General features: G+C 69.6%; 27 protein-coding genes. 17 read left to right on the top strand and 10 right to left on the bottom strand.

What is annotated here, in order from left to right; all coding sequences use genetic code 11:
- Position 1 precedes the first annotated feature (1 nt).
- The 6 genes from V8J39_RS00320 (at position 2) to V8J39_RS00295 (ending at position 3,713) form a co-directional block, all read left to right on the top strand.
- Positions 2–607, top strand: coding sequence for a cytochrome c oxidase subunit 3 (locus V8J39_RS00320; protein ID WP_336458888.1), 606 nt, complete (start codon positions 2–4; stop codon positions 605–607).
- Entirely contained in the window at positions 604–1,044 is a 441-nt protein-coding gene (locus V8J39_RS00315; RefSeq protein ID WP_336458887.1) for a hypothetical protein, read from the top strand. The genes V8J39_RS00320 and V8J39_RS00315 overlap by 4 nt, the downstream gene beginning before the upstream one ends.
- On the top strand, positions 1,041–1,874 hold the full coding sequence (locus V8J39_RS00310; RefSeq protein ID WP_336458886.1) for a cytochrome c oxidase assembly protein: 834 nt from the start codon (positions 1,041–1,043) through the stop codon (positions 1,872–1,874). Before V8J39_RS00315 ends, V8J39_RS00310 begins: the two co-directional genes overlap by 4 nt.
- Positions 1,871–2,197, top strand: coding sequence for a c-type cytochrome (locus tag V8J39_RS00305; protein ID WP_336458885.1), 327 nt, complete (start codon positions 1,871–1,873; stop codon positions 2,195–2,197). Before V8J39_RS00310 ends, V8J39_RS00305 begins: the two co-directional genes overlap by 4 nt.
- A 77-nt stretch (positions 2,198–2,274) precedes the next feature.
- On the top strand, positions 2,275–3,057 hold the full coding sequence (locus V8J39_RS00300) for a c-type cytochrome (RefSeq protein ID WP_336458884.1): 783 nt from the start codon (positions 2,275–2,277) through the stop codon (positions 3,055–3,057).
- A gap of 65 nt (positions 3,058–3,122) precedes the next feature.
- Positions 3,123–3,713, top strand: coding sequence for an exopolysaccharide biosynthesis protein (locus tag V8J39_RS00295; protein WP_336458883.1), 591 nt, complete (start codon positions 3,123–3,125; stop codon positions 3,711–3,713).
- Between the two features lie 11 nt (positions 3,714–3,724).
- Here V8J39_RS00295 and V8J39_RS00290 read toward each other — a convergent pair whose 3' ends face one another.
- Positions 3,725–4,558, bottom strand: a complete 834-nt coding sequence (locus tag V8J39_RS00290; protein ID WP_336458882.1) for a DUF305 domain-containing protein — start codon at positions 4,556–4,558, stop codon at positions 3,725–3,727.
- Between the two features lie 44 nt (positions 4,559–4,602).
- A complete protein-coding gene (locus tag V8J39_RS00285) occupies positions 4,603–5,238 on the bottom strand; it encodes a hypothetical protein (protein ID WP_336458881.1) in 636 nt (211 codons plus the stop codon).
- Between the two features lie 158 nt (positions 5,239–5,396).
- Between V8J39_RS00285 and V8J39_RS00280 the strand changes: the two genes are divergently transcribed.
- From V8J39_RS00280 to V8J39_RS00270, 3 genes are all read left to right on the top strand, one after another.
- Complete coding sequence (locus V8J39_RS00280) at positions 5,397–6,074, top strand: SRPBCC family protein (protein ID WP_336458880.1); 678 nt, start codon at positions 5,397–5,399, stop codon at positions 6,072–6,074.
- 1 nt (position 6,075) lies between these two features.
- Entirely contained in the window at positions 6,076–7,245 is a 1,170-nt protein-coding gene (locus V8J39_RS00275) for a zinc-dependent alcohol dehydrogenase (protein ID WP_336458879.1), read from the top strand.
- A 249-nt stretch (positions 7,246–7,494) separates the two neighbouring features.
- On the top strand, positions 7,495–7,734 hold the full coding sequence (locus V8J39_RS00270) for a hypothetical protein (RefSeq protein WP_336458878.1): 240 nt from the start codon (positions 7,495–7,497) through the stop codon (positions 7,732–7,734).
- 63 nt (positions 7,735–7,797) lie between these two features.
- Here V8J39_RS00270 and V8J39_RS00265 read toward each other — a convergent pair whose 3' ends face one another.
- From V8J39_RS00265 to V8J39_RS00250, 4 genes are all read right to left on the bottom strand, one after another.
- A complete protein-coding gene (locus V8J39_RS00265) occupies positions 7,798–8,673 on the bottom strand; it encodes a DUF3618 domain-containing protein (protein ID WP_336458877.1) in 876 nt (291 codons plus the stop codon).
- A 1-nt stretch (position 8,674) separates the two neighbouring features.
- Complete coding sequence (locus V8J39_RS00260; protein WP_336458876.1) at positions 8,675–9,082, bottom strand: phage holin family protein; 408 nt, start codon at positions 9,080–9,082, stop codon at positions 8,675–8,677.
- Positions 9,079–9,633 (bottom strand): hypothetical protein, encoded by a 555-nt coding sequence (locus V8J39_RS00255; RefSeq protein ID WP_336458875.1) that lies wholly within the window; start codon positions 9,631–9,633, stop codon positions 9,079–9,081. The genes V8J39_RS00260 and V8J39_RS00255 overlap by 4 nt, the downstream gene beginning before the upstream one ends.
- A gap of 153 nt (positions 9,634–9,786) precedes the next feature.
- Positions 9,787–9,975: a DUF3008 family protein gene (locus V8J39_RS00250; protein ID WP_336458874.1), complete on the bottom strand. Its 189-nt coding sequence runs from the start codon at positions 9,973–9,975 to the stop codon at positions 9,787–9,789.
- Positions 9,976–10,059: 84 nt separating this feature from the next.
- Here V8J39_RS00250 and V8J39_RS00245 point away from each other — a divergent pair, with 84 nt between their 5' ends.
- On the top strand, positions 10,060–10,377 hold the full coding sequence (locus V8J39_RS00245) for a hypothetical protein (RefSeq protein ID WP_336458873.1): 318 nt from the start codon (positions 10,060–10,062) through the stop codon (positions 10,375–10,377).
- A 4-nt stretch (positions 10,378–10,381) separates the two neighbouring features.
- On the opposite strand, the gene V8J39_RS00240 is transcribed toward V8J39_RS00245, so the two are convergent.
- The gene (locus V8J39_RS00240) at positions 10,382–11,410 is read right to left on the bottom strand and encodes a sodium:calcium antiporter (RefSeq protein ID WP_336458872.1); all 1,029 of its coding nucleotides are present in this window, start codon (positions 11,408–11,410) and stop codon (positions 10,382–10,384) included.
- Complete coding sequence (locus tag V8J39_RS00235; protein ID WP_336458871.1) at positions 11,407–12,657, bottom strand: cytochrome P450; 1,251 nt, start codon at positions 12,655–12,657, stop codon at positions 11,407–11,409. Before V8J39_RS00235 ends, V8J39_RS00240 begins: the two co-directional genes overlap by 4 nt.
- 129 nt (positions 12,658–12,786) lie before the next feature.
- On the opposite strand from V8J39_RS00235, the gene V8J39_RS00230 reads away from it, so the two are divergent.
- Genes V8J39_RS00230 through V8J39_RS00210 form a run of 5 tightly spaced genes read left to right on the top strand, consistent with a single transcriptional unit; the run spans position 12,787 to position 14,018 of the window.
- Entirely contained in the window at positions 12,787–13,023 is a 237-nt protein-coding gene (locus V8J39_RS00230) for a hypothetical protein (RefSeq protein ID WP_336458870.1), read from the top strand.
- Positions 13,024–13,066: 43 nt separating this feature from the next.
- Positions 13,067–13,360, top strand: coding sequence for a hypothetical protein (locus tag V8J39_RS00225; RefSeq protein ID WP_336458869.1), 294 nt, complete (start codon positions 13,067–13,069; stop codon positions 13,358–13,360).
- A gap of 18 nt (positions 13,361–13,378) precedes the next feature.
- A complete protein-coding gene (locus V8J39_RS00220; RefSeq protein ID WP_336458868.1) occupies positions 13,379–13,591 on the top strand; it encodes a hypothetical protein in 213 nt (70 codons plus the stop codon).
- Positions 13,588–13,746 (top strand): hypothetical protein, encoded by a 159-nt coding sequence (locus V8J39_RS00215; protein ID WP_336458867.1) that lies wholly within the window; start codon positions 13,588–13,590, stop codon positions 13,744–13,746. The genes V8J39_RS00220 and V8J39_RS00215 overlap by 4 nt, the downstream gene beginning before the upstream one ends.
- A 23-nt stretch (positions 13,747–13,769) precedes the next feature.
- On the top strand, positions 13,770–14,018 hold the full coding sequence (locus V8J39_RS00210) for a helix-turn-helix domain-containing protein (protein ID WP_336458866.1): 249 nt from the start codon (positions 13,770–13,772) through the stop codon (positions 14,016–14,018).
- A gap of 46 nt (positions 14,019–14,064) precedes the next feature.
- Here the strand turns inward: V8J39_RS00210 and V8J39_RS00205 are convergent, their stop codons facing one another.
- Positions 14,065–14,685, bottom strand: a complete 621-nt coding sequence (locus V8J39_RS00205) for a DUF4142 domain-containing protein (RefSeq protein ID WP_336458865.1) — start codon at positions 14,683–14,685, stop codon at positions 14,065–14,067.
- 131 nt (positions 14,686–14,816) lie between these two features.
- Positions 14,817–15,341, bottom strand: a complete 525-nt coding sequence (locus V8J39_RS00200) for a sigma-70 family RNA polymerase sigma factor (RefSeq protein ID WP_336458864.1) — start codon at positions 15,339–15,341, stop codon at positions 14,817–14,819.
- A gap of 256 nt (positions 15,342–15,597) precedes the next feature.
- Between V8J39_RS00200 and V8J39_RS00195 the strand changes: the two genes are divergently transcribed.
- Both V8J39_RS00195 and V8J39_RS00190 read left to right on the top strand, forming a co-directional pair.
- The gene (locus tag V8J39_RS00195) at positions 15,598–16,020 is read left to right on the top strand and encodes a glucose dehydrogenase (protein WP_336458863.1); all 423 of its coding nucleotides are present in this window, start codon (positions 15,598–15,600) and stop codon (positions 16,018–16,020) included.
- On the top strand, positions 16,017–18,281 hold the full coding sequence (locus tag V8J39_RS00190) for a pyrroloquinoline quinone-dependent dehydrogenase (RefSeq protein WP_336458862.1): 2,265 nt from the start codon (positions 16,017–16,019) through the stop codon (positions 18,279–18,281). Before V8J39_RS00195 ends, V8J39_RS00190 begins: the two co-directional genes overlap by 4 nt.
- Positions 18,282–18,283: the final 2 nt, after the last annotated feature.

Genomic DNA, 18,283 nt, shown 5'->3' with positions numbered 1-18,283 from the left:
CATGAGGGTTCGTGTCGCCGTCGACGCAAACCAGCTCGATCGCTTCGCTCCGCACACCCACCCGCTGTGGTGGGGCATCCTCGGAGCCGTCGCGATCGAGGCGGCGGTGGTGGCCACGCTGCTGACAAGCTGGTTCTACCTCGCCACGCAATCCGCCGCCTGGCCGCCCGAAGGCACAGCCCCGCCACCGATCCTCTGGCCCACGGTGGTCCTGTGCCTGCTGCCGGTCTCGAGCATGACGATGTGGTGGGCCGGTAAGGGCTCGGACGCGGGCGATGCGCGCAGACTTTCGCTGGGGCTGGCGCTCAGCGTGCTGGTGGCCTGCCTAGTGCTCGGGGTGCGCGCCGTGCAAATGACCGCCTTCGACATCCGCTGGGACGCTCATGCCTACGGCTCGATGCTCTGGGTGATCACCGGGTTCCATTTTACCCATGTCGCCTCGGCCATCGTCGGCACCGCGGCGGTGACGGTGCTGTCGTTTCGCGGCTACTTCACCCCGAGTCGGCAGCTCGGCGTCGTGGTGGACACGCTCTACTGGTATTTCGTCGCCGCCGCCTATTTGCCGATCTACCTCGTGCTCTACATCGCGCCGCGGGTGCTGCAATGAGCCGCCCCAGGCGTCACCCCGATCCGCACGAGCGCGCCCCGCGCGTGCCCGAAGCCTCGCGCTGGAGCGGCCGCGATCTCGCCCGGTCCGAGGGGTTCGAAGCTTTTAGCCCTTGGCTCGGCTGGGGTCTCGCCCCCGCTGCCTGGGCCCTGCATCAGGGCGTCGGATACGCGATGACCGGCTGGCTCTGCGACAGCGGCACGCGCTGGCCCTACCACACGCTGACGCTCGTCGCGGTCGCGATGTGCGCGGCGGGGCTCATGGCCGCGCTCGAGGCGCTGAGGCGGGCCCGCCGCATCCGGCCCCGGCGCAGCGCCGCGCGGATGCGGATGATGGCGCTGGTGGGGCTCATGCTGTGCGCCGCCGCGCTGGGCGGCATCGTTACCGAATACCTGCCGACCTTCTGGATCCACGCCTGCACGGGGGTGCCAAGATGACAGGCCCTGCCTTTGTCCTGATGCTGCTGCCCGGTGCCGCCCTGGCGCACGTGGCTACTCACGGCACCCAGCCGGGCCCCGGCGTGCAGCTTCCCGTCCTGTCGGCAATCGCGCTCACGGTCTGGGGCTATCGGCGCGGCTGCCGGCGGATGAAAGGACCCGGTATGGCGGCACCGCGGGCGGCGATCTTCGCCCTCGGCCTCGCCCTCGTCGCGGGACTGCTGCTCTCGCCGCTGGACGCATTGGGGCGCGAGATGCTTTCGGCGCACATGGTGCAGCATTTCGCGCTGATGTTGTTGGCGGCACCCCTGCTGGTTCTGGGGCGCGGCGGGATCGCGCTCATCTGGGCGCTGCCGCCGGGCCTACGCCGCGGGCTGCCCCGACTGGCGCTCCTGCGCCGCCCCGTTGTGGCCTGGATGCTCTACACCGGCGCGCTCTGGCTCTGGCACCTGCCCCCGCTCTACCAGGCGGCCCTGCGGATACCGGCCCTGCACGCCCTGCAGCATGCGAGCTTTCTCGGGGCCGCGCTCGTGTTCTGGGGCGCGGTGCTTTCCGCTACGGGCCCCGAGGCGCAGGCCCGCGCCTTTCTCGCCGTCTTCTTCGGAGCGCTGCAATCGTGCCTGCTCGCGGCGCTGATGACCTTGTCGGCGGTGCGCTGGTATCCGGCGCAGACCGGGGCGGCCTTCGGCCTGACCCCGGCCGAGGACCAGCAGTTGGCTGGGCTGATCATGTGGGTGCCATGCTGCGCCGCGATGATCGCCGCCGGCCTGATCGTGATCGCGCGACTGCTCGCGGCGCTCGAGACGCGGCGCGCCAGGAGCCCGACATGAGGGCGGTCGTCCTGCTTCTGGCCCTCGCAGCCTGCCGGCATGAGGCTCCGCCTCCGCAGGCTGCACGCCTGATCGAAAGCCATGGCTGCGCGACCTGCCACCACATCCCGGGCATCCCGGGCGCGACCGGCCGCACTGGCCCGCCGCTCGGGCACATGGGCGCACGCGTCTACGTCGCCGGGGTCGCGCCCGCGACCGAGCGGACACTCGCGCGTTTCCTGCGCGACCCCAAGGAGCTCGATCCTCGCTCGGCCATGCCGCGCACCGGACTCTCGCAGACCGAGGCCAGCCTTCTGGCCGCCTGGCTTCGGAGCCTCGAATGAGAACCCTCCTCACGGCCCTTCTTGCCGCGATGACAGCACTGGCACTGTCGGCGGCACTCATCCTCGGGCCGGGGGAGATGCGCGACATCTCGGCCCGCAGCCAGCACCCGCAATGGCTTTACAACCTGATCGTCACAGGACGCGAGGCGCTGCTCGGCTGGCAGACCGCCGGCCTGCCCGAGCCCAAAGGCACCAAACCGCGACAGGATCCGGCGACGGCGCGGCTTTTTCAGCGTGACTGCGCCACCTGCCACGGTGGCCCCGGAACCGCGCCCGCGAGCTTCGCGCTCAGCCTCAATCCCGCCGCACCGCCGCTGTCTGCCATCGAGCGCCCGGCGGCCGAGATCCTGTGGCTCATCCGAAACGGGCTGAAACTCAGCGCGATGCCGGCCTGGGAGGACCACCTGTCCGAGGCGGAGATGCGCGCCCTGACGGGCTTCGTGCGCGCACTTCCCGGGATCTCGCCTTCCGAGTATCGCAGCCTCGCCGGGCTGCGGTGGTCCTCGCCCGAGTCGACCCTCCGACCCGGGTCGGGCGATACAGGGCCTGGCGATCCCGTGCGGGGGCGGCGACTGACGCAGGGCTTCGGCTGCCGCCGCTGCCATCTGATCCCCGGGCTTCCCGGCGATCCCGCGCCGCGGATCGGGCCCCCCCTGACCGAGGTCGCGGCGCGCGGCTATCTGGGCGGTGTGCTCGCGAACCAGCCGGGCGCGCTGGCGCACTGGCTGCGCGCACCGCAGCACTTCTCGCCAGGCAGCGCCATGCCGGACCTTGGACTGGGCCCCCGGCAGGCCGCCGACATCGCCGCCTTCCTGTTGACCGTCTCCGGACCGGGCCGCAAGCCCACCGCGCCCGATTGAATGGCCGGTCCGGGAACAGTCGGCCCAATGGCATGTTCGCTCACCGCAGACAGGGAGACGGCCGGATGACGGATCAGGAAGAACACAACACGCTGACCACCGCTCTCGACGCGCTGGAGGCGGCGGTCGAGGACGACGACGCCCGCGTCGCGCATGTCGTCGAGGCCTTGGGGCGGCGATCCTTCACCTCGGTCCTGCTGATCGCCGCGCTGGTCTCGACCTCGCCCGCGAGCGCGGTGCCCGGCCTAACGACGGCTGTCGCGCTGGTGATTCTGGTGCTCGTGCCGCAGATGATCGCCGGACGAGACCACCTCTGGCTGCCGCGGTTCGTCATGTCGCGCCGTGTTCCACGGGGAGCGGTGAGCAAAGGCGCGCGCTGGCTGCGCCGCCCGGTGGGCTGGCTCGACCGGGTGCTGCGACCACGGCTCAAGGCCCTGTGCCACCGTCCTTGGGTCGTCCTGCCGCTTGCGCTGGTCATGGCGCTGGCGCTTGTCATGCCGTTTCTCGAGGTTATCCCGCTCTCCGGGTCACTGGCTTCGGCGGTCGTTGCGCTCGTCGCGGCGGGGCTTCTCGTGCGCGACGGGGCGCTGGTGACGCTGGCCTCCCTGCCGCTCTTGGCCCTGGCGGCAGTGATCTGGCGCGCTCTGGCCGGCTGAAGCGACTGCGCTCAACGCTCGCAGGACCAAAAGCCCCGGTAGCCGATGCGCGGCCCGTCGGCGAGGGCGAACACCATTTCGGCATTCGCCCGGGCACCGGGGTCGGCGTCGGGGGTCACCTCGACCCGCAGCCCCTCTGTGGCCCAAGCCGTCGCGCCTTCCGGCAGCAGCCGCACCAGCACGCCGTTGAGCAAGAGCCCCCCACCTTCGGCCCCGGTGGCGAGGATCGCCGGTGCCGAGGCCGTCTGCCGGAACCGGCACCGGGGCGCTGCGACGATGCGGGCGATCTCGTCCTCGGACATCTGTGCCGGATCGAGACCGGCAAGCCGGGTGGCGGCAAGGGCCTCGGTCACGCTTCCCGGTCGCGGCTCGGGATCGCGGTAGATCGCGTCAACCTCGTGCCCGCGCCCAAGCTCGGCGATCAGATAGCGCATCTCGGCGATCTCGCGTTCCTGCGCCTCGATGATCCCGTCGGCGAGCTTGCGCACGCGCGGATCCGTGATCCCGGCGCGCTTCGAGGTCATGATGGCGATCGAGTGGTGCGGGATCATGGCTCGCATGTAGCTCGTGCCGTCGACCGTCACTTGGCTGCGCACGAGCCAGAGCGCGCCCGCGAAGACCAGCGCCGCAGCGGCGAGAACGGCGATCTTCGCGCCCCGGCCGCGATACATGCTCCACATGAAGCCCAGCATGATCGGCACCATCGTCGCGCCCATGACGAGCGCCATCCAGGCGCGGGTTTCGCTGAAGAATACGTGCTCCAGCGCATAGGTGTTGAGATACATCAGCCCGAACATCACCAGCGTTGATGCCAGGATCATGAGCGAGAAGCGGATGTAGGACATGGAATGTCTCCTTGCGCGGTTTGAACGATGGGGCAGCGGCACACTCAGATCGCCGGCACCGAAGCGGGCGCAGCTTCAGCCCGGTGACTGCGCACGAGACTAGCCTCGAGCCTGCGGCGCAGGCCTTGCTGATGCCGCCACCCGCGGATCTGATGCGCACCGGTCGCTCGGGCGGTGATGCGCGCCTCCGGATCAGAAGGATCCGACATTTCGTAATCCCGTCGCGCGGCGGCCATCACGGCCCGCCCGGGCGTGGCCGCGATGACCAGGATAGACACGTGCATGGGCTCGCCGGGTGGCGCCTGCGCTCCGGACAGCGCGCGCCGGATTAGCGTGCCGAAGCTGCCGATGTCGCGGTGCGCACCGCTCGCGAGCGGACCCTGGGCCGTCGCCAGCCCCTCGCCCGTGCCTTCGCCCACTTCGCCATCCGTCACCTCCATCGTCCAGCGCCGTGCGCCTTGGGACAGCTCGATCTGGATGTCGAGCACATAGATCGGCTCGAGCCCAAGGTTCGCGACGAAGCAGCGCGCGGCAAGATCGCGCCCCGCCCCCGAGGTGACGAGGATCTCGGAGCGCCTGTGCCGGCCCATGCTGGTCAGAAAACCGTGCAGATAGACGATCCAGACCGTCGCCGTCACCGCGCTGAAGGCTGCCTGCAACAGCGCCGCATGTGTCTCCATCCAGCCCACTCTTGGCCCCCTTCCACCCTGATCGCCGAGGCACGCGAACAGACGGGCGGACAGGAGGTTCCCGCCTTGGCAGAACGATGGCCACGAAATGCACGGAACAAAGACCGGCTTTTCCTGTTCATGGGCCCGCACCGACAGGGAGGATGCCCATGCGCCCCGCAGACACGCGCCACGACGGACACCGCGACCCTCATCGCCTCAGATCGCGCGATCTCCTGCGCGACTGCCTGCCCGCGATCGGCGTCGCTGCGGCGGTGGCCGGGCTTGCCCTTTTGCTGCCGCGCGAGGCGCATCGCCCGCCCGACAGCGCCCCTGGCCGCACCGCCCGCCGCGCGCGTTTCGGCGACCGGGTGGTCGAGGGGCGCAGCGTCACCATCGCCGCCCCGCGACGGGCGGTCTGGGATCGATTGCGCGACACCGACCGCTGGCCCGATTTCATGGAGACGCTGCGTGACCCGGAGCATCTTCCAGACGGAACGCTCGGCTGGACCCTCGACACGCCCTTCGGCCAAGCCCGCGTCGTCGCGCGCATCTGCCGCGAGGAGGAAAGCCGCACCATCGCCTGGGTCTCGACCGATGAATCCGAAGTCGAGGCCGAGGGAAAAGTGATGCTTCGCGACGCGCCCGCCGAGCGCGGCACTGTGATCGAGGCGCATGTCGCCTATCGCCCGCCGGGCGGCCTTGCCGGCCACTGGATCGCCAAGGCCTTCGGTCGCTCTCCCGGGGTCCAAGGGCGGCAGGAACTCAAGCGGCTGAAGATGCTGATCGAGACCGGCGAGATCGCCACCAGTTCCAACCGCCGCACCCCCACCGCACAGGAGGCCTGACATGCGCGCCCTCACTTGGCACGGCACCCATGACGTCCGCGTCGACACCGTCCCCGATCCCCAGATCGTCAATCCCCGCGACGCGATCATCGAGGTCACCGCCACCGCGATCTGCGGCTCCGACCTCCATCTTTACGACGGGGTGATCCCGGGCGTGAAGGCGGGCGACATCCTCGGCCACGAGTTCATGGGGCGCGTGGTCGAGACCGGGCCCGGCTCGAGCCTCACTCCCGGGCAGCGGGTGGTGGTGCCCTTCACCATCTCCTGCGGCGCGTGTCTCTTCTGCCAGCTCGGCCAGTTCTCGGCCTGCGACAACTCGAACCCGGTCGAGACCCAGGAGGCATCGGAGCTTCTTTACGGCCACGCGATGAGCGGCCTTTTCGGCTATTCGCACCTGACCGGCGGCTATCCCGGCGGCCAGGCGCAATACGTGCGCGTGCCTTTCTCGGACGTGGGCCCGATCGTGATCCCCGATGGGCTCGAGGACGAGCAGGTGCTGTTCCTGTCCGACATCCTGCCCACCGGCTGGATGGCGGCGGCCAATGCCGACATCGGCCCGGGCGACACGGTGGCGGTCTGGGGCTGCGGGCCGGTCGGGCTGTTCGCGGTGCAGTCGGCGCGACTAATGGGGGCCGCGAAGGTCATCGCGATCGACCATCACCCGAACCGCCTCGCGCTCGCGCGCGGGCTGGGGGCTGAGGTGATCGACTACCGCCAGACCCATGTGCTCGACGCACTGATGGAAATGTCGGGCGGCCTCGGCCCCGACGCGGTGATCGACGCGGTGGGCATGGAAAGCCACGGCTTCTCGCCCGACAACCTGCTCGACACGGTCAAGCAGAAGGTGGGCGTGGGCGCCGACCGCGCACATGCGCTGCGCATGGCGCTGATGGCGGTGCGCAAGGGTGGGCGGGTCTCGGTGCCCGGGGTCTACGGCGGCTTCGCCGACAAGTTTCCCCTCGGTGCGCTGATGGAGAAGGGCCTGCAGCTCCGGACCGGCCAGACCCATGTTCAGACCTATTCCGAAGAGCTCCTGCGCCGCATCGGCGAGGGAGAGATCGACACCACCTTCCTCATCAGCCACCGGCTGAGCCTCGAGGAGGCGCCGCGCGGCTACGCGGGCTTCAGCGGCAACCAGGACCAATGGACCAAGGTGGTTCTTCGTCCATGAGACAGGACGGGGCGGATCCGATCGTCGTCGTCACCGGCGCCGCGTCGGGCATCGGGCGCGAACTCGCCCTGCTGGCCGCGCGCGACGACTGGCCGCTTCTGCTCTGCGCCGACGAGCCCGCGATCCACGATGTCGCGGCCACCCAGCCCCGCGCTCGGCCGGTCGAGGCCGACCTCTCGGCCCGCGAGGGTCCCGACCGCCTGCTCGCGCGACGAGCTGCAAGGCAGCGGCGTCACCGTCACCTGCCTGATGATCGGCCCGACCGAGACCCGCTTCTTCCAGCGCGCCGGGATGCAGCGGACGGCGGTCGGACAAGCTGCCAAGGCTGATGCGGCCCGTGTCGCCGAAGCGGGCTACGCGGCGCTCCTGCGCGGCGAGAGCGCCGTCATACCCGGGGCGGCGAACCGTCTGCAGCGGCTTGCGGCCAGGTTCCTGCCCGACCTGCTGCTCGCGCGGATGCATCGCCGAATAGCGCGCCCGTCGTCCTGACACCCCGATGACATGGCACAATGCCGGGCCGCGCTCCGACAGGGAGCGCGGCCCGATCACCGTTCAGCGATCCGCGCTGCCCTGCGCATCCGCGTCTTCGGGGTCCCGTCCCTCGGTGCCCGCCTCGCCGACCCGCCTTGCAGCGGTCGCGGCGCGGTCACGGGCCGCCTCCCCCGCGGAGGCTCCGATCTCGGCCATCTCGTCCACCGCCGCCTCGCCCATCTGGGCGGCTGCGCGGCCCGCGTCCCGCACAGCGGCCCGCGCCTCGTCGGCCGCGGCATGACCCATCTCGCGCAGGCGATGGGCGTCGTCCTCGAGCATGTCGGCCTCGATACGCGACCGCGGCAGGATCCGGGCCGCCAGCGCCCCGACCGCAAAGGCCAGCGCGCCCGCGACGAAGGGATGCTCGCCCGGCAGCGCCGCCCCCTCGTCGGCCATGTGCCGCGCGTGATGGCGCGCCCGGCCGCCCATCTCGGCAAGGCTGTCGCGCGCCTGCGACATCTGCTCGGACGCGGTGCCCGCCATCTCGCCCGAGCGCTCGCGCAGCGCCTGCGCCGTCCCGACCGCCGCCCGCATGGGCCGCCCCGCCAGATCCCTGGCGCGCGAGGTCCAGTGCCGATCCGCAGCGTGGGGATCGCCGCGCAGGGCCTCGGCCTCGCTCATCCGCCCCCGGCTTGGCCCCTGATCGCCGGTGCCACCTCGCAGCTTACCCGCAAGCAGCAGGCAAAGACCTGCCCCTGTCAGCCCGACCGCCAGCGGATTGCGCCGGGCGTGCGCCGACGCGGCCCGGACGACTTCGTCCCCGGCCAGCGCCAGCCGGTCAGTCATCCGGCGGCCGAAATTGCCCAGGTCCAAGGTCTCGCGCAGCTCATGCAGCGTGCCGCCGAGGGCGGCGCGCTCCCGATCAAGCTCCGCCTCGATCTCGTTCGGATTTCTCATCTCAGGGCTCCTTCCTCAGGGTTTCGACATCTGCGCGCAGCGACCTGAAGCTCCGCGCGGGCGCGAGCGACACCAGCCGCAGGCCGCGCCAGCCCTTCGTCGCCATCGCCAGGGCTACCAGCGTCAGCGCCGCGCCGACGATCAGTGCCGCCCAGCCGGGATCCAGGCCCAGCTGCGCGAGACCGTCGACGCTCGCCGCAACCAGCGTGTTCAGCGCAACGATCAGCAACACCAGCGCCGCGGCAAGGCATGCCAGCGCCACCGCCACCTGCCGCGCCGCGCGGTCTATTTCGGTGCGCAGCAAGTCCAGCTCGCCGCGGACCAGCGTGCCGAGCTGCTCCAGCGCCAGACCGACAAGTCCGCCCGCGTCGCGCAGCCGGTGTCCGCCGCGCGGGCGCTCTCGGTTCATGGCTCGTCCTCGACCTGAGACGGCGGAGCATAGGTCTGGGTGCCGCCGGGCAGGGCATCGGGGCTCGTCGCAGGATCGGCGGCATCGGGACCGGCCTGCCAATCGCCATCGCTCTCGTCTTCGCCTACGTCGTCACGCGAGACGGCGAGGCGGGCAATGCGGGTCGCGACGAACCCCGCGAGCGCCGCGCCGCTCAGGAAGAGCAGCGGATTGCGGACGGCGAGGCGGCCGGCATCCTCGACCAGCCGGTCGACCGGACGACTGTCGATCCGATCGGCCGTGCGATCGAGCCTGCGTGACAGGCTGTCGGCAATCGACTGTTGGGGCGAGCCCGGGCGCAGCTCCGCCCCCGCGGCGTCGAGCGCGCGTGCGAGGTCGGCGATCTCGGTGACAAGGCTGCCAAGCATCCGCCGGCCACCGCGCCGCGCGCCGCCCTTGACCTCGTCGGCCGCGGTTTCGGCCGCATCGCGCGCCCCGCGGGCGAAACGCCCGGCCGCCTGCCGGGCTTCGGCCCCAAAATCGTCCATCGTGCTATCGCCGGAACGTGACATGGCTCCCTCCGCTTCTCAGGTGATCAGGTTGATGGCGAACAGGACGACGACGACCAGCCCGACGATGTAGATGATGTTCCGCATGAGGTCCTCCGTTCCTGCTGCGAGGCTTCCGAACAGACCACGCCCGCGGATGTTCCCGCCTGCGCAGCCTCAGCCCTCGTGGTCGTGCTCGGGCTTGCCCTTGCGTGGGGTCGCGGCAAAGTCGCGCAATTCGCGCTCGGACATCGAGCGCTCCATCTCGCGCGCCGAGCCTTTGAGTGCGGATTTAGGCGTCTCACCGCGTTTCGCCGCCAGCGCGGCCCCCGCGGCCTTCTGCTGCGCCTTGGATTTCGCCGGCATGATGTCCTCCCATGTTGACGGCACCAGGAACATCCGGCCTAGCGCAATGTTCCGGGCCCATGCCGACAGACAGGGAGAGAGACGATGACCGACCCAGAACCGCGGATCACCGAAACCGAGCTGCAGCACCTCGCAAGCGATCTGCACCATTTCGGCTGGGGATCGCTCGAGACGCGCGGCGACGAGGTGGCCCGGGTCTCCGACTGGCTGCGCCACAGCGCCGGCCTTGACGCGGTGTTCGTCGATGGCTCCTTCGACGTCTGGATCCTGCGTGCCCAGTGGGGCGTGTCGGAATTCGAGCGCTGGCGCGATTTCCGGGCCGCCCGCAGCCGCGATCCCGGCCTCACGCCCGAGGCGTTCGGGCTGCCGCGCACCGACCCGGAATCAGGCGAGAAGGGCTAAAGCTTCAGGCCAGCACGAAGGCCACCGAGAGCGCATAGAGTGCGAGCACGAGCGCGCTCTCGAAGCCGATCCCGGCAATGCCGCGCCTTTCGCGCCGGATCATGCCCAGCATCAGCACCGTGACCATCAGGATGGCGATCTGACCGGTCGAGCGGTCCGTGGGGATGAATTCGGCGTAGATCGAGCCGGGCGTGACGAAATCGGCGAGGCTGAGGAACATCACCTCGAAGGCATTGCCCCCGATCACGTCGCCGACGGCGAGGCTGACCGCTCCGATGCGGACCGCGGCCACCGCTGTCACCAACTCGGGCAGCGAGTTCGCGATCGCCGCAAACAGCGTGCCGACGACGCTCGCGCTGAGCCCGCCACGCTCGACGAGCGCGCTGCCGGCTTCTCCGATGCCGAAGCCCGCGATGGCGGTCAGCGCCGCCAGAACCGCGAACCGCAGCCAGAGCGCCCGCCCGTCTGCCGCACCCTCGGCCGCCTCGCCGGGGGGCGACTGCTCGGGCCGGGTCTCGGAGGTGGCGACCGGCGTCCACATCGGCTCGGCGCGGATCGCGGCCAGAAGCCTGAGCCCCGACAGATAGCCCAGGATGATCACGACCGAGACGGGATGAACGCCCCCGAGGGTCCAGCCCGGCTCACTGGTCGCCAGCAGCGGCAACGTCAGCAGCGCGATGAGCAGCACCCCCTGCCCCAAGCCCACCGGGCTTGCCGCGGCATGCTCGAGGTTGGCGCGGCGATAGCAGATGTCGGCAATGGCCAGGAACGCCGTCTGCGCCGTCAGCCCGCCCAGCGCGTTGCCGATCGCGATCCCCGCCTGCCCCTGCAGCGCCGTGGTGACCGAGGTCACCGCACCCGGCAGCGAGGTCGCGGCCCCGACGAAGAGCGCCCCCGCGACGATCTCGCCCAGGCCCGTCCGGTCGGCCAACGCGTCGGCCACATGCGCGAGCCGCGTGCCCGCGAGTGCGATCACCGCCGCCGACAGCACGAAAAGCCCGGCCAGTGCCCAGAGCGGCAGTGCGCCCATCATCTGCGCCGGATCCCCGACAGCAGGATCGGCACCGGCGGGCGCGCCGGCATCGGACGCAGGGGCAGCGACAGGTCCTGAACCGGCAGTTGCCAGTCGAGCTCCCGCACAAAGCAGCGCAACGCCTCGGTCATCGCGGCGAGGGTCATCGCCTCACCCGGACAACGGTGGCCGGTCTCTGCCCGTCCGCCGCCCTGCGGGATGAATCCGTGGTCCCCGCGCCGCCAGTCGAGCCCGCGCCCGGCATCGAACTGCAGCGGCCGCTCGAAGAGACGGGGATCGCGAAGCGTGCCGTAGATGTCGAGCAGCAGCCAGCTGCCCGCCGCGATCTGGTGGCCTTGCCAGATCAGCCCTGTGCGGGCGATGCCGCCGATGGCCGGAAAGAACGGGCAGAGGCGTCGCGCCTCCTCGCAATGCGCCTGCAGGGCCGCGTCGAGCACATCGTCGCTGGCCCCCGCCAAGCGGTCCCGCGCCTCCGGCGCGGTCTCGAGCGCAAGGACGGCGAACTGGATGTATCGCGCGATCGCCGTGACCGGGCGCAAAACGTTCAGCAGCTCGACCACCGCTGAGGCGGTCGGGATGCGCTGCCCGTCCGCCCCGCGGTGCTCGAGGAGCTCCCGTCCGGGTGAGCCCTCGGGCGGACCACCGCCCTTGCGGCGCCAGTCCCTGACCAGCGACCTGAGACGCGCCTCGAGCCGCGCGCGCCGCAACAGCGCCACCGCGACGCCGGGCCCGGTCCCCCCAGCCTGGTCGATCATCATGGCAAGCACCTGCCAGTCAGGCCAGCTCTCGCCCGGCAGCCCCAGCCAACGGCAGGCGCTGCGCGCCAGAAGCTCGCTCAGCTCGTCGTGAAGGCGGATCTCGCCCAGACGGACCCAGATCTCGACGGCCTGCCGCAATTGCTCGCGGAAGATCGCCAGGAAGCTGTCGATGCCGTCCCTGGACATCAGCAGGCGCACGAACATCGCCTTGCGATGCAGATGCGCCGCATCGTCCAGGCCCTGCACGCTGCCCTTGTCCTGCAGGAGCCGCAGAACCGTGGCCGGCATCGCCCCGCGACGGGTCAGGGAATGACCGTCGTAGAACAGCGCCGCCGCTTCGGGTCCGCGCAGGCAAAGCACCGGGCGCAGCATCAGCCGCGCCCGGAATGCGTCCGTGTCCAGCCTGTCGCAGCGGTTGCCGATGAAGGCGTAGCCCTCGCGCAAAAAGGCAGATGTGTGATCGCGGCCCGAAAGCTTGGGAAATGTCATGCGGCGTCGAACCGTCGCCAGACCCGAATGTTCCCGGCCATGCGGTGCGGGCCGGGAACATCTGGCCAAGCTGCCTGTTCTTCCGCCCTGCGATCGGCAACGTCCGGTCTGCGAATAAGGGAGAGACCAATGGCACATGCCTCCGGAAAGCACTTCGGGCACGGCGCGAAGGGCAAGAACGACGCGTCGGGTTCCGCAAGCCACGTCGATGTCGAGAACATCCCCGCGAACGCGCCGCTCTCGAACCGGGACGAAGCGCAGGGTGAAACCCATGCAGGCGGGCGCGACGGTCATTGGATCAAGACCCTGCAACGCAAGGATCACCCAGAAAGCCGCCAGCCCCGGGACAGGTCCCGCGATGACTGAACAAACTCTTGCCCCAAGCACGGTCTCGCACGAAGCCCCGTCCGTGCTGCGAGACGATGCGCGGCGACGGGCCGAGGGGGCGGCGGCCCGCGAACGCGAGCTGCGCGCCGAACAGGCGGAGCTTCGCGCCCGCGTCCGCGAGATCGACGTCGAGGCGGGGGCGCTGACCATCCGTTCCGACAGGCTTCTCGCCTATTTGACGCGTCTGCAGGAGGGGCGCCTAGACTGTCCCAGATGCTGGATCGAGGACGGCGAGGTCGCGCTGCTCACCTACCGCCCAGAGGTGCTGACCTGCCCGCGTTGCGCCGCGAGCTTCGGCGGCACCGCTACGGGCTGACGAAAACGGAGGACGGCCATGTCCCGCGATCATCCCAGCGCCCGACGCAAGACCCGCGCAGGCATCACCGTCGTGGTGATCCTGTTCGTCACCATCGCCCTGTTCTTCATCGGCAATGTCATCTCGCACTGGCGGGTCCAGAACGAGCAGCAAGATCTCGAAGCTCTGCCTTCCCCGGATGCTGTCCGGTCCTCAGACCCCGCGCTCGATCCTGACAGGGTGTCACGATGACGAAATCCAACTGGAGGACCCGCGGCACGGCGACGGCGCTGATTGCAGCGGGGCTCGTCCTCGTAATCCTGATTCTGCTCGCCTCACTGCGCGAGCCGCAGACCTCGCCAGAGGGCAGCCCCGCGAACGAGGCCGGGCACAGCCCTGCGAACTGAACCCTGACCGGCAGGAGGCCCGTATGAACGAGTTCACCGAAAGACTGCAGCGCGACCACCAGTTTGTCGCGCGTCGCATCGGCGACGGGCTTCACCCTGTTGCCGCTTGGCGCGAGCGGCGCGAGATCTCGCGCGAAGAGCTTGCCGAGCGAGCGGACCTGACGCCACGCGAAGTCGCGTCTATCGAGGACGGGCTCCTCGTGCCGGACACCTCTCAGCGGGGCCGTTTGGCGCAAGCGCTGGCCACCGACGCAGAGGCGTTGATTCCCTAGCGCGGGCGTCCCGGCCGCGGATGTTACGCTCGTGCGGCCGGCTGTCTCAATCACCCGGTCGCCGGTAACCATCAAATTTGCGCTTCAGGAGCGAGAGGTCGCGTTGCAGCGATCTGGCAAACTCCGCGACCGGTGCTGCACCGCCGTCGGCCGCCGCGGCCATGAGGCCCGTGACCTGCGCGATGATGCGCGCCTCGAGATCCATGTAGCTGCGGTCGAAGGGGCTTGCTGCCGGAGTGCCATAGGACGGCTGGCCAAGCTCTGCGGCACGCAACGTGTAAAGATCGACCGCATCCTTCCGGAGCAGCCCCTCCGGCAGCGGAATATCCGTGTCGTCGGCCAAGAGAGCGAGTCGATGCTCGAATTTCTCGTGGAGGGACAGCGTGTCGCGCGCGAGTTGACGCAACGCCGGATCTCCGGACTGTGCCAGTGCCAGATGCGAGGCCCTTATTTGGAGCTGCAGGTAGGACGACATCTGCTCGACGAAACCAAGAAGGGAATCCGCGTCTTGGGGGGCGTTCCTTGCCCCCTCGAGGATCGGGGCGTCGTATGCGCCAATCGAGGGCGGATCGGGCGATTGCGCAAATGACGCTTCGGCGCAGATCAGAACCGTCATCAAGATAGCGATAACGAACTGGGCGTGGCGGGTTCTGCGGATGATTGGCATAGTCTCTCCCTCCTCGCGTCACGGGCCCCCGACAGGGGCCGCGTGACAGTTTCGAACAGGAAAAGCCGTCGGATGTTCCGAAGCAGATCGGCTTCAGAGAAGAGCAGCAATGCGTCGGGCCAAGCCCCCGATCAGATCGACCGATCCGCCATGTCCTCCATGATCATCTGCCGGGCGCGGTTGACCCGGCTCTTGACCGTGCCCATCGCGCAGTCGCAGATCCGCGCGCTGGTCTCGTAGCTCTCGCCTTGAATGACAACCAGCCGGAACATCTCGCGGAACGGCTCGGGCAGTCGTCCGACAGCCCGCATCGCCTCGTCCGCGCGCAGCACCCATTCTTGCGTCGGCGCGACACTGGCGCGCGACGACACCGACACGCAATCCGCCCGTCCCGGTGCCTCGCGACGTCGAAGTCGGATTTCGTTGTAGAAGATGTTGCGCATGATGATCGACAGCCAAGCGCGCAGGTTGGTGCCCGGTTCGAACTTCTCGATGTTCTCGATCGCCCGCAGAAGCGTGCTCTGCACGAGGTCGTCGGCTGCGTCCCACTGCCGCGTAAGACGCCAGGCACGTCGGCGCAGCACCGGCAGCAGCTCGAGGATGTCGTGCTGCACGATGATCTCGCGGCAGCTTGCCGCGTCCTCCTGCCTCGTCATGCTTCCCCCAATCAGGTCGGAATTGTCCGACGAATGGAAACGCGCCGGCACCCAAGATGTTCCGGCACTCGCTGCCCCCCGCAACTTCCCCGTCGAAGCGCCTCGCTCGCCTGCCGCACCTGCATTTGTAGGCGCGCCTACACGGAAGTGTCGGGAACAAAAGGACAGAGCGGCTGTTCACCGGCCTTCGGTCCGCACCGCCTGACAGACGAACTGCCCGGCGATCAAGACCCGAGACATCAAGGAAGGAGGTCCCATGACATATGCCACATCCGCCGCAGGCGCGGCACCTCCGAAGCCTGCCGGCTCAAGAGCCGGCGGCTGGAGGATCGCGGCCCGCGTCGTCTCGGCCGTCATCGGAGCGATCGGCCTCGCGCTGATCGCCGGGGGGATCTGGCTCATCTTGCTCGGCGGCAGCTGGTATTACGCCATCGCCGGGTTGGGGCTCGCTGCGACCGCCGCGCTGCTGTGGATGCAGGATGCGCGGGCGTTGCGGGTCTACTTGGTGACCTGGCTCTTTACGCTTGCCTGGGCCTTCTGGGAAGTCGGCGCCGACTGGTGGGCGCAGGTGCCGCGCCTCGTCGCGCCCACGGTGATCCTGATGATCCTGCTGATCATGATCCCCGCCCTGCACAGCCCACGAGCCAATCGACTTGGAGCCAGAAAGGAGACACCATGACGCACCGTCTCACCCGCAGTCCGCGCAGCTCCGCCGCGCTCGTCGTCTGCCTGGCGCTTCCCGGCCTGGCGTCACCCAACCCCTTGGCCGCCCAGGACGCACCCCAGCAGGTGCCGCAACCCGCCGTGCCCGAGCGGCTTGCCCCCGGCGCGCGCACCGAACCCGCGCCCGAGAGCAGCCAGGCCGAACCCGACGCCACAGGGCCGGCGGCCGAAGCCCCGAGCGATCCTGGGGTAGAGGTCGGCGCCGATACTTCGACAGCGCCGCCTGCCGATGCGACGACGGTGCAGGAACAGGGCCCGCCTGCCGAGGCCCCGGCCGGGCGTGATCCCCGCCCGCTGCGCCAGGTCGGCGCAGACTGGCCCTACTGGGGCGGTGGTGCCGATGCGCGCCGTTTCTCGCCGCTGGCACAGATCACTCCGGACAACGTGGGCGGGCTCGAGCGCGCCTTCGTCTACAGGACCGGTGACATGCCCTCTGCCGCGGCCGAGGGGAAATACGCGGCCGAGACCACGCCGCTCAAGGTCGGCGACAGCCTCGTCATGTGTTCTGCCAAGAACGTGCTGATCTCCATCGATGCCGCCACCGGCGAAGAGAACTGGCGCTACGATACCGGCGTGCCCGACGAGGCCATTCCGTATTCCGCCTCGTGCCGGGGGGTCTCGGTCTACACCGCGCCCGAACTGGCCGAGGACGACATCTGCAAGACCCGCGTCATCGAGGGCACGATCGACGCCAAGCTCGTCGCCGTCGATGAAGCGACCGGGGTGCCTTGCGAGGATTTCGGCGAAAACGGTGTCGTCGACCTCTGGACCGACATCGGCGAGCGCGTGCCCGGCTGGTATGCGGTGACCGCGCCCCCCGCCATCGTGCGCGGCGTCGTCGTCACCGGCGCGCAGGTCAAGGACGGCCAAGCCGAGGATGCGCCCTCGGGCGTGATCCGCGGCTTCGACGCGGTGACGGGTGCCTTCCTCTGGGCCTGGGACATGGACAATCCCGAAAATGCCGACGGCCCGGCAGAGGGCGAGACCTACACCCGCGGCACGCCCAACATGTGGACCACCGCCACCGGCGACGAGGAGCTGGGCCAGGTCTACCTGCCGATGGGCAATTCCTCGGTCGACTACTACGGCTCGAACCGGATCGAGAGCGAGAACGAATGGGCCACCTCTCTCGTCGCGCTCGACGTGACCACGGGCGAGCCGGTCTGGCACTTCCAGACCGTGCACCACGACGTCTGGGATTACGACCTCGGCAGCCAGGCGACGCTGATCGACTATCCCGGTCCGGAGGGCGAGGAGGTGCCGGCGGTTCTCCTGCCTTCAAAGCAGGGTGATCTCTACATCCTCGACCGCCGCACGGGCGAGCCGCTGACGCCGGTGGGCGAGATCGAGGCACCGACAGCGGGCAGCGTCGAGCCCGACTTCATCTCGCCCACCCAGCCGGTGTCGGAATGGCACACGCTGCGCAAGGACCCGCTCAAGGAAAGCGACATGTGGGGCTTCACCGCGCTCGACCAGCTCTGGTGCCGGATCCAGTTCCGCCGCTCGAACTACGAAGGCTTCTACACCCCGCCCTCGAGCGATCGTCACTGGATCCAGTATCCGGGCTACAACGGCGGATCGGACTGGGGCTCGGTCGCGGTGGACGTCGAGCGCGGGGTGATCGTCGCGAACTACAACGACGTGCCGAACCACAACCGCCTGATCCCGCGCGAAGAGGCCGACGCGCGCAACCTGCGCCCGATCACCGAGCAGGTCAGCGGCGGCGACGGCGGCAGCAACGCCGAGGGCGCGGGCGACCCCCAGGCCGGCGCGCCCTACGCGATCGAGGTCAACGCAGGCTGGCGCAACGACATCACCGGCATGCCCTGCACTGCTCCGCCCTATGGCGGCATCCGTGCGATCGACCTTGCCACCGGCGAGACACTATGGGACCAGCCTTTGGGCACCGCGCGCCGCAACGGCCCGTTCGGCATCCCCTCCTACCTGCCGATGAAGATCGGCACGCCGAACAACGGCGGCTCGGTGCTGACCGGATCGGGGCTGATCTTCATCGGCGCCGCGACCGACGACCTGTTCCGCGCCATCGACATCGAGACCGGCGAGACCCTGTGGTCCGACGTGCTGCCCGCCGGCGGACAGGCCAACCCGATCACCTACGAGGTCGACGGCCAGCAATACGTGCTGATCGCGGCCACCGGCCACCACTTCATGGAGACGCCGACCGGCGACTACCTGATCGCCTACAAGCTGCCCTGACA

Origin of the sequence: Frigidibacter sp. MR17.24 (assembly GCF_037095655.1) — a bacterium.
Lineage (GTDB): Bacteria > Pseudomonadota > Alphaproteobacteria > Rhodobacterales > Rhodobacteraceae > Frigidibacter.
Note: the sequence above shows the minus strand (reverse complement) of the source record. Positions and strands in the feature narration are given on the sequence as shown.

Bases quoted from the DNA above. Each gene is read 5' to 3' on its own strand.
- V8J39_RS00320 (WP_336458888.1), top strand. From the start codon at position 2: ATGAGGGTTCGTGTCGCCGTCGACGCAAACCAGCTCGATCGCTTCGCT.
- V8J39_RS00315 (WP_336458887.1), top strand. From the start codon at position 604: ATGAGCCGCCCCAGGCGTCACCCCGATCCGCACGAGCGCGCCCCGCGC.
- V8J39_RS00310 (WP_336458886.1), top strand. From the start codon at position 1,041: ATGACAGGCCCTGCCTTTGTCCTGATGCTGCTGCCCGGTGCCGCCCTG.
- V8J39_RS00305 (WP_336458885.1), top strand. From the start codon at position 1,871: ATGAGGGCGGTCGTCCTGCTTCTGGCCCTCGCAGCCTGCCGGCATGAG.
- V8J39_RS00300 (WP_336458884.1), top strand. From the start codon at position 2,275: ATGCGCGACATCTCGGCCCGCAGCCAGCACCCGCAATGGCTTTACAAC.
- V8J39_RS00295 (WP_336458883.1), top strand. From the start codon at position 3,123: ATGACGGATCAGGAAGAACACAACACGCTGACCACCGCTCTCGACGCG.
- V8J39_RS00290 (WP_336458882.1), bottom strand. From the start codon at position 4,558: ATGTCCTACATCCGCTTCTCGCTCATGATCCTGGCATCAACGCTGGTG.
- V8J39_RS00285 (WP_336458881.1), bottom strand. From the start codon at position 5,238: ATGGAGACACATGCGGCGCTGTTGCAGGCAGCCTTCAGCGCGGTGACG.
- V8J39_RS00280 (WP_336458880.1), top strand. From the start codon at position 5,397: ATGCGCCCCGCAGACACGCGCCACGACGGACACCGCGACCCTCATCGC.
- V8J39_RS00275 (WP_336458879.1), top strand. From the start codon at position 6,076: ATGCGCGCCCTCACTTGGCACGGCACCCATGACGTCCGCGTCGACACC.
- V8J39_RS00270 (WP_336458878.1), top strand. From the start codon at position 7,495: ATGATCGGCCCGACCGAGACCCGCTTCTTCCAGCGCGCCGGGATGCAG.
- V8J39_RS00265 (WP_336458877.1), bottom strand. From the start codon at position 8,673: ATGAGAAATCCGAACGAGATCGAGGCGGAGCTTGATCGGGAGCGCGCC.
- V8J39_RS00260 (WP_336458876.1), bottom strand. From the start codon at position 9,082: ATGAACCGAGAGCGCCCGCGCGGCGGACACCGGCTGCGCGACGCGGGC.
- V8J39_RS00255 (WP_336458875.1), bottom strand. From the start codon at position 9,633: ATGTCACGTTCCGGCGATAGCACGATGGACGATTTTGGGGCCGAAGCC.
- V8J39_RS00250 (WP_336458874.1), bottom strand. From the start codon at position 9,975: ATGCCGGCGAAATCCAAGGCGCAGCAGAAGGCCGCGGGGGCCGCGCTG.
- V8J39_RS00245 (WP_336458873.1), top strand. From the start codon at position 10,060: ATGACCGACCCAGAACCGCGGATCACCGAAACCGAGCTGCAGCACCTC.
- V8J39_RS00240 (WP_336458872.1), bottom strand. From the start codon at position 11,410: ATGATGGGCGCACTGCCGCTCTGGGCACTGGCCGGGCTTTTCGTGCTG.
- V8J39_RS00235 (WP_336458871.1), bottom strand. From the start codon at position 12,657: ATGACATTTCCCAAGCTTTCGGGCCGCGATCACACATCTGCCTTTTTG.
- V8J39_RS00230 (WP_336458870.1), top strand. From the start codon at position 12,787: ATGGCACATGCCTCCGGAAAGCACTTCGGGCACGGCGCGAAGGGCAAG.
- V8J39_RS00220 (WP_336458868.1), top strand. From the start codon at position 13,379: ATGTCCCGCGATCATCCCAGCGCCCGACGCAAGACCCGCGCAGGCATC.
- V8J39_RS00215 (WP_336458867.1), top strand. From the start codon at position 13,588: ATGACGAAATCCAACTGGAGGACCCGCGGCACGGCGACGGCGCTGATT.
- V8J39_RS00210 (WP_336458866.1), top strand. From the start codon at position 13,770: ATGAACGAGTTCACCGAAAGACTGCAGCGCGACCACCAGTTTGTCGCG.
- V8J39_RS00205 (WP_336458865.1), bottom strand. From the start codon at position 14,685: ATGCCAATCATCCGCAGAACCCGCCACGCCCAGTTCGTTATCGCTATC.
- V8J39_RS00200 (WP_336458864.1), bottom strand. From the start codon at position 15,341: ATGACGAGGCAGGAGGACGCGGCAAGCTGCCGCGAGATCATCGTGCAG.
- V8J39_RS00195 (WP_336458863.1), top strand. From the start codon at position 15,598: ATGACATATGCCACATCCGCCGCAGGCGCGGCACCTCCGAAGCCTGCC.
- V8J39_RS00190 (WP_336458862.1), top strand. From the start codon at position 16,017: ATGACGCACCGTCTCACCCGCAGTCCGCGCAGCTCCGCCGCGCTCGTC.